This is a genomic window from Vibrio sp. Vb0598, from assembly GCF_033338935.1.
Classification (GTDB): Bacteria; Pseudomonadota; Gammaproteobacteria; order Enterobacterales; family Vibrionaceae; genus Vibrio; species Vibrio alginolyticus.
Genome location: NZ_JAWOTP010000003.1, coordinates 153627 through 169935 on the forward strand (window position 1 = coordinate 153627; position 16309 = coordinate 169935).

Annotated in this window: 17 protein-coding genes; 9 read left to right on the top strand and 8 right to left on the bottom strand. The window is 44.7% G+C overall.

Annotated features, from left to right (window positions below; translation table 11 throughout):
- Positions 1-110: 110 nt before the first annotated feature.
- The 3 genes from R7Q38_RS04835 to R7Q38_RS04845 all read left to right on the top strand — a co-directional run bounded on the left by R7Q38_RS04835 (position 111) and on the right by R7Q38_RS04845 (position 2310).
- Complete coding sequence (locus R7Q38_RS04835) at positions 111-797, top strand: DJ-1/PfpI family protein (protein ID WP_053350144.1); 687 nt, start codon at positions 111-113, stop codon at positions 795-797.
- A 120-nt stretch (positions 798-917) separates the two neighbouring features.
- Positions 918-1448, top strand: coding sequence for a sigma-70 family RNA polymerase sigma factor (locus tag R7Q38_RS04840; protein WP_254901941.1), 531 nt, complete (start codon positions 918-920; stop codon positions 1446-1448).
- Between the two features lie 166 nt (positions 1449-1614).
- Positions 1615-2310, top strand: a complete 696-nt coding sequence (locus R7Q38_RS04845; protein ID WP_005383527.1) for a VC0807 family protein — start codon at positions 1615-1617, stop codon at positions 2308-2310.
- 73 nt (positions 2311-2383) lie between these two features.
- On the opposite strand, the gene R7Q38_RS04850 is transcribed toward R7Q38_RS04845, so the two are convergent.
- On the bottom strand, positions 2384-3376 hold the full coding sequence (locus tag R7Q38_RS04850) for a zinc-dependent alcohol dehydrogenase family protein (protein WP_138939512.1): 993 nt from the start codon (positions 3374-3376) through the stop codon (positions 2384-2386).
- An 88-nt stretch (positions 3377-3464) separates the two neighbouring features.
- Complete coding sequence (locus R7Q38_RS04855; protein WP_171053537.1) at positions 3465-4280, bottom strand: AraC family transcriptional regulator; 816 nt, start codon at positions 4278-4280, stop codon at positions 3465-3467.
- Between the two features lie 111 nt (positions 4281-4391).
- On the opposite strand from R7Q38_RS04855, the gene R7Q38_RS04860 reads away from it, so the two are divergent.
- Positions 4392-5096 (top strand): MOSC domain-containing protein, encoded by a 705-nt coding sequence (locus tag R7Q38_RS04860; protein ID WP_318114143.1) that lies wholly within the window; start codon positions 4392-4394, stop codon positions 5094-5096.
- A gap of 54 nt (positions 5097-5150) precedes the next feature.
- Here the strand turns inward: R7Q38_RS04860 and R7Q38_RS04865 are convergent, their stop codons facing one another.
- Positions 5151-6389 (bottom strand): DEAD/DEAH box helicase, encoded by a 1239-nt coding sequence (locus R7Q38_RS04865; protein ID WP_064355017.1) that lies wholly within the window; start codon positions 6387-6389, stop codon positions 5151-5153.
- Between the two features lie 265 nt (positions 6390-6654).
- Positions 6655-7656: an arginine deiminase-related protein gene (locus R7Q38_RS04870; protein WP_033906610.1), complete on the bottom strand. Its 1002-nt coding sequence runs from the start codon at positions 7654-7656 to the stop codon at positions 6655-6657.
- Positions 7657-8058: 402 nt separating this feature from the next.
- On the opposite strand from R7Q38_RS04870, the gene R7Q38_RS04875 reads away from it, so the two are divergent.
- The gene (locus tag R7Q38_RS04875) at positions 8059-9909 is read left to right on the top strand and encodes an ABC transporter ATP-binding protein (RefSeq protein WP_239938465.1); all 1851 of its coding nucleotides are present in this window, start codon (positions 8059-8061) and stop codon (positions 9907-9909) included.
- A gap of 591 nt (positions 9910-10500) precedes the next feature.
- Complete coding sequence (locus R7Q38_RS04880) at positions 10501-11208, top strand: DUF445 domain-containing protein (protein ID WP_005383549.1); 708 nt, start codon at positions 10501-10503, stop codon at positions 11206-11208.
- Between the two features lie 102 nt (positions 11209-11310).
- Here R7Q38_RS04880 and R7Q38_RS04885 read toward each other — a convergent pair whose 3' ends face one another.
- Complete coding sequence (locus R7Q38_RS04885; RefSeq protein WP_005374595.1) at positions 11311-11787, bottom strand: Lrp/AsnC family transcriptional regulator; 477 nt, start codon at positions 11785-11787, stop codon at positions 11311-11313.
- Between the two features lie 292 nt (positions 11788-12079).
- Entirely contained in the window at positions 12080-12328 is a 249-nt protein-coding gene (locus tag R7Q38_RS04890; RefSeq protein ID WP_130545664.1) for a hypothetical protein, read from the bottom strand.
- A 358-nt stretch (positions 12329-12686) separates the two neighbouring features.
- Between R7Q38_RS04890 and R7Q38_RS04895 the strand changes: the two genes are divergently transcribed.
- Entirely contained in the window at positions 12687-13220 is a 534-nt protein-coding gene (locus tag R7Q38_RS04895; protein WP_085569453.1) for a GNAT family N-acetyltransferase, read from the top strand.
- Positions 13221-13238: 18 nt separating this feature from the next.
- The gene (locus R7Q38_RS04900) at positions 13239-13673 is read left to right on the top strand and encodes a hypothetical protein (protein WP_017820067.1); all 435 of its coding nucleotides are present in this window, start codon (positions 13239-13241) and stop codon (positions 13671-13673) included.
- Positions 13674-13764: 91 nt separating this feature from the next.
- On the opposite strand, the gene R7Q38_RS04905 is transcribed toward R7Q38_RS04900, so the two are convergent.
- Positions 13765-14004, bottom strand: a complete 240-nt coding sequence (locus R7Q38_RS04905; protein WP_005374587.1) for an RNA recognition motif domain-containing protein — start codon at positions 14002-14004, stop codon at positions 13765-13767.
- 148 nt (positions 14005-14152) lie between these two features.
- Here R7Q38_RS04905 and R7Q38_RS04910 point away from each other — a divergent pair, with 148 nt between their 5' ends.
- Positions 14153-14686: a GNAT family N-acetyltransferase gene (locus R7Q38_RS04910; RefSeq protein ID WP_213866655.1), complete on the top strand. Its 534-nt coding sequence runs from the start codon at positions 14153-14155 to the stop codon at positions 14684-14686.
- Positions 14687-14810: 124 nt separating this feature from the next.
- On the opposite strand, the gene putP is transcribed toward R7Q38_RS04910, so the two are convergent.
- Complete coding sequence (gene putP / locus R7Q38_RS04915) at positions 14811-16304, bottom strand: sodium/proline symporter PutP (RefSeq protein ID WP_005374582.1); 1494 nt, start codon at positions 16302-16304, stop codon at positions 14811-14813.
- Positions 16305-16309: the final 5 nt, after the last annotated feature.

Sequence of the window (16309 nt, forward strand, 5' to 3'; positions counted from 1 at the left end):
ATTCATGAATTTTATTCACTTTAGTAAAGACCAAGTGGCTCTTCAATCACTAATTAGCCTAAATATAATGGACCTCAATAACTTGATGCTCTGTTAGCGAGGAAAAAACCATGGGTAAAAACGGATTGAAGAATGCACTACAACTATTGATAGCGACACTAGTCCTATTCTTTGGGGTGCTTCAAACAGCACATGCCGCAGATAAACGAATTGGTATTCTGGTTTACGATGGCGTACTGACCTCTGATGTTACTGCGCCTTTAGAGGTCTTTGGCGTCGCAAGTCGTCTCACTTGGTTTAGTGATTATGACGTGCTCACCATTTCCGTCTCCGATCAGAAAACCATCACCACTGAAGAAGGATTAAAAATTGGTGTGGATGCTTGGATTGGTGATCTGCCGGAACTCGACGTATTGGTTTTAACATCCAGCTATGACATGGATGCACTAATCGAAAATAAAGATCTCATTCACTTTATTAGAACTACCTCAAAGGCGGCAGATTGGATGGCAAGTAATTGCTCTGGCGCGTATTTGTTAGCCGAAGCTGGCCTTTTAAACGGCAAAAAAGCAACAACTTGGGCCGGAGGTGAAAACGGCTTTCAAAGAGATTACCCTGCAGTCAAAGTACAAGTCGACCAGAATTTTGTCATTGATGATGGCGTTATCACTTCGAACGGTAGCCTAGTTAGCTATCAAGCTGCTCTTAAGCTACTTCACCTTATGACTTCAGAGTCTAAAGCTCAGGAAGTCGCAGATGCCATCCAGTACTCACGTTTTTCCAACCAACCATTTTAAGCGCGTAAGAAAGTAATCAGAGCCACCCTTCGATATTTCGAAGGTTAACTCTTCGAATTTATCTTCCTAATCGAACAACCCTTTTTATCACTGTAAAAGCGATAAAAAGGGTTGTCGTTCATCTGGCAGACACAACGTGCTCTCCAAACTTTTTATCTTAATGCTATGGAAAAACGTAAACGTTACGAAGCACTGACGAAAGAGCGATACCAAGAGATCTACCGTCTCGCGTATTGGTTATGCAAAGATCACCACCTTGCTCAAGATTTAGCGCAAGAAACCTTTCTGAAAGCGTGGCGATTCTTTGATAAATTAAATGACCCCAACGCCGCGAAGTCTTGGCTCATTACTATTTTGCGTCGTGAGAATGCTCGGCGCTTTGATAGAAAACAGTACGATTTTGTCGACATTGATGAGTGTGCAATACAGACAAAAACCTACCCTGGCAGTGACTACGACATGGCCCAAGATTGGCTTCAAAAACAAATGATGATTCTCGAACCCAAATACCGAGAGCCGTTGCTCTTGAGCTTAGTGGCTGGGTTGAATCATGATGAAATTGCCCAAGCCTTGAGGCTCAACCACAACACAGTGGCGACTCGATTATTCAGAGCGCGTAATCAGATCATCGCACAGAAGGAGAGTCATTAAGACACAAAAAGTAGTCAACCATGTAAACTAACTGGCTATGCTCCGGTCTATTTCATAAGTCGTTACACAACTCGACGCTTTAACGCTTTACATCAAGCGCGACTAGATGAACACTTCTTGTCAAAGTACAATAACAGCCGACATAGAGTAGAGTCAGTAAAACATTATGAGTAACACGACGGCGAAAAAGCCGAATCCCTTATTTGAAATCCTTTTCAACGTATTTATCCCTTCCTTCATTTTGATGAAGTTTAGTGGCGATGAGCATCTAGGGACAGCAATGGCGCTGGTTGTCGCTTTGCTATTTCCTATCATTTATGGCGGTATGGACCTTGTCCGTAACAAGAAATTTAACTTTATTTCTGCTCTGGGCTTTATCAGTGTTCTACTAACTGGTGGCATCGGCTTGTTAGAGCTTGATACACGCTGGTTAGCACTAAAAGAAGCCCTGATTCCTGGCCTGATCGGTTTAGCGGTTTTGGGCTCAACGTTTACCCGCTACCCACTGATGCAGAAGTTAGTACTGAATGACACAGTGTTGAATCTCGCGTTGATTAACCAACGTTTAAAAGAAAATGGTAAAACCGATGCGTTCGAACGTTGCCTTATGTCTTCTAACTACCTGTTTGCAAGTACTTTTGCGTTCTCATCTGCAATGAACTACTTCCTTGCGACTTGGATTGTGACTAGCCCTTCTGGTACTGCTGCCTTTAACGAAGAGTTAGGGAAAATGACGCTGTACAGTTACCCAATGATTGCCATCCCAAGTATGTTGATGATGTTCGGTATTTTTTATTACATTTGGCGTCAAGTACGTGCGATGACATCGCTCGAAACAGAGCAAATCTTCCATCTAAAATAGCCCAATCATTACAAGTAAACCCATAAAAAAGGGAGGATTTTATCCTCCCTTTTCTCAACAGGCTCACTTTAATTCACAGCGTCAAAATGATTTTTCCTGACACTGCTGACGAGCGTCGCTCAACCATTTCAATCGCTGTTTGAAAGTCCTCTAACGGCAGATCATATGCAACGTTTAACTTTATGTCGCTGCTAATAAAATGTTCTAACATTTCAGCGAACACCGTCTTTCTCCCGCCTTTACCTACCGATTCTTCCCAATACCGCAAAAAGAATGTACTAAAGTCGATGTTGTTGGCCTTCATCGATTCAAAAAACTCAGGCGTATAAGGCGTTAACGACAATGTTCCGTAGTTGATGTATTGGCCGTTTTCTTTCAAGGTACGAATGAGATCCGTGCCAGCCTCACCACCTATCGCGTCCAGAGCGACCGTTGGTTGTGGCAGTTGGCGCGTTTGCAGCTGCGCTTGTAAGTCTTTCTTCGCGTCCAACACTGGAATGGTATCGTACGGATACTCGTCTCGCTTTGAGGTCACAGCAATCAGTGCAAAACCCAGTGAATGGGCGAGCTGGGCAAATATCTTACCGATCGCTGACCCTGCTGCATTGATGATCACCACATCGTCTTTGTTCAACTTAGCTACTTTAGTGGTGATCACCCACGCGGTTAACGCGTTGATGTACAACTGACAGGCATAGCCGTTCTCCAAACTCTCAGGTAGCGGAAAAAGATTCTCAGGCGAGGCATCTATGTAGTATTGCCAAGTACCACTCATCGCCACCAACACCTTTTGCCCAACTTGAAGGTCAGTTTGACCGACTGCACTGACTTCCACCACACGCCCAACCGCTTCAAATCCCGGCACGCGAGGTGGTACGTGAACGCGGCGGTATTGCCCAACACCATGAATGGAAAGCAAGTCACTTGGGTTAATGTTTGTAGCTTCGAGTCTCACCCGAACCTTGCCCTGAGCAAGCGGATTGAGGGGCTCTTTTTCCAACGACAGCGATGTTTGGGGTTGACCAAAACAGAATTGATTCACTCGAGTATTTATCGTTGGTGCCATTGTTATTCATACCATGTAATTGAAATTAAAAAAGAAAGTTTCGTAACTTCTACTCAAAAACATTAAGTGAAGTCGAAGCTCTGTATTTCTACCTGCGCGATGCGCCGTTCACTCTAAACTGTTGTGGCGTCATATCAAAATAGGCTTTAAATGCTTTGATGTAGGATGAGTCGTTTTGATAACCCACTAGGTCTGCAATGGCTTGGATTGACAACGATTCATCTAACAAAGAAAGCGAGTAAATTAGCCGAATTTGTTGCCGCCAAAGCAGAAATGAAGTGTTGAATTCCTTGGCGAACAACCGTGATAAAGTACGCTCCGATGCCCCAATTTTCTCCCCCCACTCTTTTAGCGAACAGCTTAACGCGGGCTCGTCAGTCAATTGCTCGAAAATCAGTTTTAGTCGTCTGTCTTGTGGCAGCAATAACTGAAATGTCTGCACGTTGCTTTTCAAAATTTGATCATGCAACACCGCCAGCAAATGCAGCACTTCTTCGTGGCTTGTCTCACCTTCACACTGTCTGCGGATCTCTTGTAAAAGCTCATTTAAAAACGACGTTAAAGCAATGGTTCTCACTTGTGGCTCGTACGTTGCGCCAAACTCAGGGTTGAGGTAAATGCCAACAAATATCGTGTTGCTTAGAGCAATCGACTCGTGTTGAACACCCGCAGGAACAAATAACGCAGAAGTGTGCGGAACCAAATGCTGATAATGCTCCGTTTGCGTTTGCAATAACCCTTTGATAGGAAAGATGATTTGATGCCAAGTGTGTCGATGCAGCGCATCAATGTAACCTTTTGGCATGTCGATGGTTTTCACTAAAACAGGAGAATGGGAATTCGCGGCCATCATCTCATTGGAGGTGACGACGCCTGACTTCGAATCAATTTGGCGAGTTAGCATTGTTAGTTGTCTTTTCATCCCTATACCGACACAAGTTTACTAGGCTATCATGCTCCGCATCGCGAATGAAGGTAAACACTTTATCTCTCATTCAAATAATAAGGAGGTTATATGAAGAAAATCGGCGTCGTAAAAGCTGTGCTAGCAGGGAAAACCGTCCCTTATGCTCATGGAGCGCAAAGCGCAATCAACAAACAAGTGCAGCCTGAGCGCCAGCATGCAACAGAGCTCGGTTTTATCAGTGATGAGCAAGGTGATCCGCGCTTTCATGGTGGCATTCAAAAAGCGCTTCATATTTACCCAAGCGAGCACTACCCAATCTGGCAACAAGAATTAGGCGAAAGAACCATTTTCCAATCCGCCGGCGGCTTTGGCGAAAACATCAGCTCCGAAGGCGTAACCGAATCCACGATTTGCTTGAAAGATAAAATTCGCATCGGCTCAACACTACTGGAAGTGTCGCAAGGTCGCATGCCTTGTTGGAAACTTAACGTACGCTTTGACCAACACGATATGGCGAGAAGACTGCAAGATACGCTTCGAACAGGCTGGTATTTCCGAGTGTTGGAAGAAGGCGATATCGGTGCAGGTGACGAGATTATTCTGTGCGAAAGACCTTATCCAGAATGGCCACTGGCTCGCATCATGGGCGCGGTTTTCACTGGCTGTTTAGATAGAAAAGAACTCACTAAGCTGTCTGAGCTGCCGTTAGTCGAGTCTTGGGGCAAGCTGGTCGAGCGCCGTCTAGAAACTGGTGAAGTCGAAGGTTGGGAAATGCGCTTGATTGGCCCAACTGCCGTTAATACTCAAAAGTAAAATTTGTAAGCCACGCTCTGAACCGACTATGCCGTCAAGAGCGTGTTTTTTGTTTTACTTCGCACTCGGGGCTGGGCGTTTCGACTTACCTTGAAACTGCTTAATGCTCTTCTTAGCATGAGTTCGACGGTTGGCTTTTTTATCACGTGGCGCGCGTTTGCTCTCGCCAGTTGATGGCTTATCCGTTACTGGAAAACCTGCCATATCTTGCACTGGTAATGCACGTTGAGTCAGGTGACGAATCGCGCTTAGTGCGTCCATTTCACCATGACAAACCAATGACACCGCCACACCTTGTTCGCCTGCGCGAGCGGTGCGTCCTACCCGGTGAACATAGGTTTCTGCATGCATTGGCAGTTCAAAGTTGATCACTACAGGCAATTGCTCAATGTGAATGCCGCGCGCTAGTAGATCGGTGGCAATCAACACCTGAATTTGCCCAGATTTAAACTGCGCCAGTGCTTCTTCTCGCTCATCTTGACTCTTATTGCCATGCAGCGCATTGGTTGAGATGCCCGCTTTATTCAGCTTCTTCGCTAAGCCATCGGCGTTCTCTTTCGCACCAATAAAGACTAATGCCTGAGTCCACGCGTTTTTTTGAATCAGTTCAATCAATGCCTTGGTTTTACTGCCTTTGTTAACGAGGTACAGCGTTTCAGCAATATCTTGGTTGGTGCTGTTTTCTTGATGCGCTGCAACTTGCTTTGGTGCCGGCATAAGCAGCTTCGCTTTACCCTTCAACTCATCTGAAAACGTTGCCGAGAACATCGCGGTTTGACGCTGGTTTGAAATAAGCCCCGCAATATTTTGTACGTCAGGCCAAAAGCCCATATCCAACAGACGATCCGCTTCATCCAACACTAGGTAATGGATATTGCTTAAGTCTAAACCGTTGTTTGCCAGATCAACCAAACGACCTGTCGTCGCGACAAGGATATGAGGATTTGTCGCTAGCGCCTGCTGTTGTTGCTCTTTATCAACGCCGCCACACAAACACACTGTGTTGAGGTCAAGAGCTTGACCAACTTGGTTAATTGCTTCACTCACTTGCATTGCCAGCTCACGCGTTGGCACAAGAATCAGCGCTTTTTGCTCTGGATTGACACTCAGCTTTTCCAACAAAGGCAAACCATAAGCAAGGGTTTTGCCGCTGCCTGTATTTGCCAAAGCCAATAGATCTTGACCAGCCAACAGCTCAGGAATGGCCAACGCTTGAATATCGGTCGGTCTCTTGAAGTCTTTTGGCAGTGCGTGAATCAGCTCAGAACTCAATGAGAGAGTAGAAAATGGCATTAACGAAAACCTTGTACTTTGGGTTGAAGAAGCAATAAAAATAATGAAGATGCGGTAAAACGCAGGCGCGGACTTTACCACAATCTGCTAGGTGAACCATCCTATTTTAGGCGCTTAAACCAAGCGGCGCCTATGCAAATCGTCAGAAAACTAAAAAGCGCAAAAAAGCCGTTAGTCTGTACTGCCACAGAGCTAACGGCTAAAAACCCTTGAAGAGAACGCTTCGTCAGCCTTTCACTGCGGCTGAAAAGAAATGTGCAGTTTATTAAAGCACAGCTTTACGATTCGGTAAGAACACCTCACCCAACATACAACGAACCGAGCCACCACCAATAGATTCTATGGTAGAAACGTCGAATGGCAGCAATTTACCGTGCGTTGCCAATTGCTTTCTTTGTGCAGGTGAGAATGCATCGTACGCCGATTGCGACATCGCAATCACCTTGTCGCCGTTGATCGTTTCCAGTTGCAGAATGTTACCGCAGAACTGGTTCATCTGATCAAGCGAAATTGAGATGACTTGCTTGTCTTTGGCGAGTGACTTCATTACAAAACGACGCTCAAATTCTGGGATCACTTCGTCACAAATCACGCAAAACTGTTCGCCAACCGCCATCATCACATTGGTGTGATAAATCGGCGCACCAGACGGCAAACGAGTTTGGAAAGAAATCACTCGTTCATAGCCAATACGATCGGCGTAATCTTCTAAAACCAGACGATCACAACGTTGTGAGAGTGCGGCGTAGACCGTTTTATTTAGGTGGTCAAACACCATCACACCCGTGCTTTCTAAATACGCTTGCTCGTCAAGATATTCAGTTAGACTGCTGCGTCGATGAACTTCTCGCCCTGCTTGCGCTAGTGCTGCTACAAGCGCATCGGGACGTACTTCTTTTTGACGGTTTTCACAGGCCATTGGAAAGGTGTACAACGTGCCATCTGGCGTAGTGCTAAACCAATTGTTTGGAAATACCGCGTCTGGCGTCGCAACATCTGAAGTTGGATAATCAAACTCAACAACTTGAACGCCCTCTTGACGCAGCGTTGCAACCATACTCGCGAACTCGGCCATTACTCGACGTGAGACTTCTTCTTGGCTGAGTGACACTTTATGTTGGAACTCATTATCTTGTGCGGTTTCTTCATTAAAACGAAACTCTTTCGGTGGCACCATCACTACGCAGTTTGCGGTTTGGCGCTGAGCACTTTGCGTGCTTTCTTCTTTCCCATTAGCAAATTGGGTCACTGATTCGTGTAATAGCATCCAATACATTCCTTATCACTAGAATGAGGAGATTGTAAATTTATTGTTAACTTCAGTTTTGCTGTTTTGACAATTAATTTAATTGCCCAAAAGTAATTTTTGCTGCATTAAGTTCATTTTTCCCTAAATTTTATTGTCACTTTGCAGGTTTAAGCTTTTATTGCACCGTGATGAACATGATAAGAATTCATCATAAGAATCAGAACCATAGACAACCACACCCATAACCAACTAGTTACATTTAAAACACAATCGGTTAGACTATTTTTTCGCCCCTCTCGTCAATCCGTCTGCTTTCTCGAGAGCAGCCAAAAACCCTTATACACGCGGCTTCGTCCAAAGCTGCGTGAATCGATGGATTTAGCCACCCCAAATGGCACTGTTTTAACTTTAGGATGAGTTATGTTTAAACGATTTGAAGGCTTTACAGAGCCGTTCCCCAAATCTACACCGGATCAGCCTCCTTCAGGGATGTTCGCTTTTCTGCGTTATTACACTCGTGGTTATGAAAAGCCTTTGATCATCATGTCTTTGATGGCCACAATTGTGGCTGTTGTTGAGGTAATGTTGTTTGGCGCCATGGGACAATTGGTTGATTGGTTGTCTACCAGCAATCCAGAAACGTTCTTACAAGACAACAAATCGGATTTGATTTTCTACGGAGCCTTATTGCTGGTTGTCATGCCTATATTGGTGATCTTGTATTCGTTGCTCGTTCACCAAACATTATTGGGCAACTATCCAATGTCTATCCGCTGGCTTGCACACCGGTATTTGCTCAATCAAAGCTTAAACTTCTATCAAGATGATTTTGCAGGCCGAGTTGCAACTAAAGTCATGCAAACCTCATTAGCTGTGCGCGAAACCGTGATGAAAGCTATGGATGTATTTGTTTATGTTACGGTTTACTTCACCAGTATGATCATTATGTTAGCGACGGCAGACTGGCGTTTGATGATCCCAATGATCGTCTGGCTGCTCGCTTACATCGCTATCCAAATCTATTTTGTCCCTAAGCTCAAAGACGTCGCTTCAGCGCAGGCCGATGCTCGTTCGACAATGACAGGACGCATCGTCGACAGCTATACCAATATTCAGACGGTCAAACTGTTTTCTCATAGCCAGCGCGAAACCCAATATGCTGAGCAAGGCATGAAGGGATTTTTGAATACGGTCTATCGTCAAATGCGCCTAGTGACCGGCTTTGACGTTGCTGTAGAGATCTCAAACTATATTTTGGTGTTTTCCGTTGCTGCTTTATCGATTTACCTGTGGTTGGATAGTGCCATCAGCGTTGGCGCGATTGCGATTGCTGTTAGCCTTGCATTACGCGTAAATGGTATGTCGATGTGGATTATGTGGGAAGTTGGCGCCCTCTTTGAAAACATGGGAACCGTTGTCGATGGAATGAAAACGCTTTCTAAGCCTATTGATATTAAAGATAAACCAGGCGCAAAAGACTTGGTTGTCACTGAAAGAGGCATTCACTTTGATAACGTCAGCTTCCATTACGGTGAGAACAAAGGCGTAATTAGCCATCTCGATCTCAACATCAAACCAGGAGAGAAAGTAGGCTTGGTTGGGCGCTCCGGCGCCGGAAAATCGACTTTGGTGAACTTGTTACTTCGTTTCCACGATGTCGAAGACGGCAGCATTAAGATAGATGGACAGAACATCTCAGAAGTCACACAAGACTCTTTGCGTTCAAAGATCGGTATGGTGACCCAAGATACTTCTCTGCTACACCGTTCAATTCGTGACAATATTTTGTATGGCAATCCAGATGCGACAGAAGAAGATTTGCTGAAAGCCACTAAGCAAGCGCATGCCCATGAGTTTATCGAAACTCTGACCGACCCATTTGGTAATGTCGGATACGATGCGCAAGTTGGTGAACGTGGTGTGAAACTGTCTGGCGGCCAACGTCAGCGTATCGCAATATCTCGTGTGCTACTCAAAGATGCACCATTGCTGGTATTGGATGAAGCAACATCGGCTCTGGATTCAGAAGTCGAAGCGGCGATTCAGGAAAGCTTGAATGAATTAATGCAAGGGAAAACGGTTATTGCTATCGCTCACCGATTATCGACCATCGCACAAATGGATCGCCTCATCGTGCTAGATAAAGGCAGCATCGTTGAACAAGGTTCTCATCAAGAACTCATTGCGAATAACGGCATTTACGCCCAGCTTTGGGCGCATCAAACTGGCGGATTTATCGCTGAAGAACTAGACAATCAACACGCTTCTTAACGAGTGATAAGCTCAATAAAAACGGCGCTTTAAGCGCCGTTTTTTATTTTAATCCATGGCTAGATGCTCATATAGCCATTGTGGTTTCTCATATATGAAACACTCTCCATGATAAAGCTCACACTTTTTCTGCTAATATACTGCCTCGTTGCGTATCCATTGCAATGAACACAATACAGAGTATTGAGCCGTCTTCATTTGTCATTTCACTTTTTGAGAAACAGCTATACTCAATAGATGGCTTAGTTATTATATTAACAATAAGGTAATTAGCTTATGTGTAAATGTGGTTCAATGCAGATCGTACAACTCAAACCAAGTTGGGCTGACAAGCTATTTGGCTACTCAGAAAGATGGAAATGCCAACTTTGTTGTAAGATCTACCGCATCTAAAATTAAAAATAGAATCTTAGTTTTTCTAAGAAAAAGCAGTGGCCCGACAATGATTGTCGGGTTTTGTTTTTCTGTACATCCATTTTTATCCCTTCGCAACACGGTCACTCATCACGGCAAAACCTAGCATCTCAATGTGACTTAGGTATAGAATCAGGCCCACTTATTTATTCCGATATTCACATATAACTGGTCACTATGAACAAAAGTTTGCTAACGAATGTCCTTGCTATCGCTTTGATGGCTGGAGGTCATCAATTACAAAACGACTATCTTTGGTATGCAGGGCTGTTTGCGTTCTCAGGCGCCATCACCAACTGGCTTGCCATCCATATGCTGTTTGAGAAAGTGCCTGGATTATACGGTTCTGGCGTGATCCCCGCACGATTTGAAGAGTTTAAACTGGCTATCAAAAACCTGATGATGGAACAGTTTTTTACTGAAGCGAACATTGACCGATTCTTGAATAAAGAAATGGCGGGCGGTGTGAACATCGATCTTCAACCAGTAATTGAGAAAGTAGATTTAAATCCAGCATTTGATTCCCTAGTGGAAGTAATTGAAGGCTCTCAGTTTGGTGGCATGCTAGCGATGTTTGGCGGCTCGGAAGCGCTACAACCCATGCGCCAACCTTTCGTCGAAAAGATGCAAGAATCCATCATTGAGTTGAGCAAGAGCGATAACATCAAAGAAGCACTGAAAGAGCAATTCGAATCTCCTGCAATGATGGATGAGATAAAGCAGAACATTGAAGGTATCATCGATCAACGTTTAAGCGAATTAACACCGGCATTAGTTAAAGAAATGGTGCAAAAGATGATTAAACAGCACCTTGGCTGGCTAGTCGTTTGGGGCGGTGTTTTTGGTGGTTTAATTGGCGTTATCAGCACCTTTATCGGGGCATAATCGCTCACCGATTTATTAAAAAGGAGCTTCGGCTCCTTTTTTTATCTTGAAAAAATAATACGCCAAGTCACGCTCAATAAGGAGGCTCAACACATGCCTCGCCTAACCAAGGAGCTCGGGATTAACACCAAATCCCGTTTTATGTTCTTCTATGACCACTTCACTACGAGTTTGAATCACGCCCGGAAGCGTGCCTAACTTGCTCGACATAAACTCCTGATACGCTTTCATGCTCTTAACACGAACTTTTATCATGGTATCGAAATCTCCAGAGAGCGAGTAGCACTCTTCAATTTCAGGCATCAATTCCACCGCTTTCGCAAACTTTTCAAAAATAGAAAAACTGGTTTGGTCTAAACGAATATGGATGAATACTTGCACATCCAGCCCCAACTTTTCCGCATTCAACTCTGCATGGTAACCATTGATATACCCTTCTTTTTCTAGCCGCTTTACACGGTCAGAACATGGAGAAGTCGTTAAGTTAATCAGCTTTGCTAGTTCTACAACTGGAATTCTGCCTCTCGAATGAAGCACTCTCAAAATATGTAAATCAATCCGGTCCAATTGATAACTCATTAACCCACTTCCTTGTAACCACTTAGAAAGCATCACATTAATCGTTGCTCAAACAATTGCAAACCATCAAATGCACAGCATGTGAAATTCAGCAGAGAATAACCAGAAAACAACGAAGGAGGGAAAGAGCTATGATTATTGCCGCTCACTTAGTAACCGTGATATGAAGAGAAAAAGCAACCTAGCGGCTCCCGCGGAGTCGCAAATTTGAAAGCGCATGATACGCCTGTATAGATCTGTCGTTCGGGCAACGCCACCCTAATTAGCCATTAATCATGGCTATCACTCAGAATTAGAGTGCGGCCGATGTATGCCGTGTAGGATGTGGAACAACCTCTCCAATTGCACGATGATTACAACAACGGCAGTAGTATTGAGGCTCCATCTCGTAATAATGTTCACCTGATACAAATTTCGCCATCAGCTGTGTAAAACTCACCATTTTGCCTGTTAACGACTCAACAGACTGAGGCTCGCAACGCTTCATAATCACTTTATGTTGCGTTGATTTTCTACAAGCTGCGCAATATATATCCGGCATTTCTCTTCTCCCTACTTTTTCGTCCTACTGACAATTGACATATTTTGTTCAAAATAATTCCACAATTAAAAAGCTCCTTTAATTTTTTGTGCCCTATCTTCAAAAAATTGAACGAAAGTATCAAAAAACTGAGACATTGGTCAGACCTCAACTTTTGTACCATCAATATGAGCAAACGTGCTTATGTGTGTAATAATACGACACATTACACATAAGCAATTGTTCGGGCTTATTATTTAGTAAGGCGCATGACAACTACACGCCTGGCTAGATCGAGCTTTCGAGACGCCTTGTTATCTCGATTTACCCCGCAAACCAGTTGCTAGCAGCTATAGCCGTCTCATCAAGGAAGAAATGCATGACGATACAACCGATTCTCACTACCGAAAGACTCGTCCTCCGGCCATTCAATATCGATGACTGCCAACAAGTGGCTTTACTCGCTGGAGATAAGCGAATTGCCGACATGACAGCAAACATCCCTCATCCTTATGAGCGACCGATGGCGCAAGCATGGATAGATAGGCACGATCCGATGTATCAGCAGCATCAAGGCGTGGCGTACGCTATTACCTTGCGAAACACTGGGGAGTTACTTGGTGCAGTGAGTTTACCGCGTATCGAAGAGGGCTACGGTACATTAGGCTACTGGGTTGGCGTGCCACATTGGGGGAAAGGCTATGCATTCGAGGCCTCCAAAGCCTTACTCGAATTTGCTCGAATGCACTTTGAGTTAAACGGAATAACCGTGATGCATTTGGTGGACAATCAGCGTTCTAAATCGGTGATCCAAAAACTAAATATCCCTTACATCGGTGACAAAACATTGCGCATGCAAGGCAAAGAACGAAAGGTTTGTGTCTACCAACTCACGTTCGTCGCTTCTGAATAAAGTCGAGGAATATGTCGGATGATCATCCATGAAACTTCACAAAATCTGCCCAAGAACAACCCTTTCTTGCTAGGAACTGTATTGTTGTCGCTGTTCTATTTTTCCTACCTAGCAGACAAGATCGTCGAGTTTGGACTCGTAGCACTCACAATAATAGGATTGAAACTGCTCTCAACGTACTTCACGCGCCGCGCGTTCAATCCTAAAACGCTAGATATCGATGCAAGCACCAACACCTTGAAGTACCGCCAGGGCTCAACGGTTTACTTCCGTCTACCTCTTGATGACATTGTCAAAGTCCAAATACAGAAAGAGTTCTTCTCTAGCAAAAGTTTGATGCTCTACACAGTCAACGACGCTTACCAAGTGCCGAATTCAGACAATTTCGATTCTCTACAGTTAAAGGATTTAATGAAACAACTTGAAGAGAGAATTGATGATCAATCTCGCTAAAACGAAAAGAGAAGACATTCTAGAATGTTGCCAATTTGGTCTCTAAATAGAAAGACAAAAAAGCCAGCAATAACGCTGGCTTTTCTCTGTATTAGTCTTGTGCGACTTTCACGCGAATTTTGCTTTTTTCTACGTTCGTCAAATTCAGTGCTTCAAGAGCAGAAATGGCTTCTGCTTCGTCCGGCATGATGACAAAACCGAAGCCTTTCGACAAACCCGTGTCTTGATCAAGCACTAGCGAACACAGTTCTACTTTGCCGTACGCTGAGAATAATTTGCGGATATCTTGCTCGGTCATGTGACGAGCCAAGTTTCTTACTAAAAGTTTCATAATGAACCTAGTTGGTTTGATAACGGTTCGATTCTCTCAGTTTCTCTCTGGCAAACCAAGTGAATAATATGACGGCGTTGACTAGATCATTCTAAGTACATCTGTTTAAATGATTTTCCGTTCATTTTTCACCCATAGGAGAGTCGGCATGGAAACGAAACGTCTCAAACTCATCCCTGCTTGTTTAGAACGAGCCGAAGAGGCGCATCAAGCTGTCGTTCGTAGCCAAAAAACTCTCGAAGTCTATCTGCCGTGGGTGCCTCATGTGCTGACATTAGAAGCGATGATAGAAGGGACAGAGAAAGCCATCGCAAACTTTGAAAACTTCGAAGAAGAGCTGCGTTACTACATGATTGAAAAGGAAAGCGATCGCTTACTGGGTGCGGTCGGCCTGATGATTCGAGATCCCGACGTACCATCCTTTGAGATAGGTTATTGGTTAGATAATGCTGCCGTTGGCAATGGTTATGTTGCCGAGGCTGTGCTCGAAGTTGAGCGCTATGCGTTTGATGACTTGGGCGCCAAGAGAGTCGCAATTCATGCTGATAGCACCAACCAAAAGAGCCGGGCTGTAGCCGAGCGCTGTGGTTATGAGTTCGAAGGAGAGCTCAGAAACGAACGTCTGACTACATCGGGAGAGTTGAGTAACACCGTTATTTACTCCAAAATTCGTCGCGACTAACACTCCAATCTAACCGAGCAATGCTAAGCTCTGATCTCAAGCTACCACCATTAACGTTAATTAAGTTTCAGATAAAACAAAGCCCGCTAAAATAGCGGGCTTTGTGTTCATATACGGGAAGTTACTAGTCTAGTTCAACCAGTTTTTTCTCGAACGACTGGTGTTGGTCTAACACGTCTTGCGCAGCACCACCCGTTGCTTTACTTACCACAATGATGGCAAGCGTAGAGAAGATGATGCCCGGTACGATTTCGTACACATCAAACCAACCGCCAGTTAGCTGCTTCCAAACTACGATAGTGATACCACCAACAAGAATACCTGCTAACGCGCCGTTACGGTTCATACCGCTCCAGTAAAGGCTAAGTACAACCGCAGGACCAAATGCCGCACCAAAACCAGCCCAAGCGTAAGATACAAGACCGAGTACTGAGCTATCAGGCGTCATCGCTAGGAATAGCGCAACAAGCGAAATAACGATAACACCGATACGACCAATCATTACGATTTCTTCAGAAGACGCTTCTGGCTTGAATACTTGCTTGTAGAAATCTTCTGCAAGCGCTGAAGATGAAACAAGGAGCTGTGAGTCAGCGGTACTCATTACCGCCGCTAGGATTGCTGCTAACAACATACCCGCAACGACAGGGTGGAATACTGCGTTAACCAATAGCATGAAGATCTTCTCACCGTCCTCTAGTTGAGTACCCGGATGACCCGTAACCCAAACCAGACCAACAAGACCAACAAGCATTGCACCAACCATAGATAGTGCCGTCCAAATCACTGCGATACGACGTGCAGTCGTTAGATCTTTGTTTGAACGAGACGCTTTAAAACGCGCTAGGATGTGTGGCTGACCAAAGTAACCAAGGCCCCACGCCGCTAGAGAGATAATGGCAATCGCAGATAATGGTTCGCCTTTCGCGTCATTCCATAGCGTTGCAAGTTCTGGGTTGATGTCATGTAGATCAGAACTTAGCTGACCTAAACCACCGTCCATTACCGCTATAGGAACAATCATTAGCGCAGCCGCCATTAGAAGACCTTGCACTAAGTCAGTCCAAGATACCGCTAGGAAACCACCGAATAGTGTGTAAGAAACGACACACACCGTACCGATGATAACAGCGTAGGTATAATCTAGACCGAATACCGTCTCAAACAGTTTGCCCCCTGCGACCAAACCTGAGCTGGTGTAGAAAAGGAAAAATAGAAGAATGAAAAACGCAGAGATTGTCTGAATCAGTTTCGACTTATCGTTGAAGCGACGTGACAGGAACTCTGGCAACGTTAGCGCGTCAGTTTGGATACTGTAGGTACGGAGGCGTTTTGCACTGATGAGCCAGTTTGCCCATGTACCAAGAAGTAGACCGCCGGCTAACCAGAAGGCCTCGATACCCGCAGCGTACGCATAGCCAGGCAAGCCTAGCAGCAACCAACCACTCATGTCTGAAGCACCTGCAGATAATGCAGCAGGCCACGGACCTAGGCTACGGCCACCTAGGAAGTAGTCAGATGAATTGGAAGTCCTCTTATACGCGTAAACGCCAATAGCAACCATAATCAGTAAATACGCCACAAAAGTGGACGTGATAGCAAAGCTATTTTCTATCATTAGAT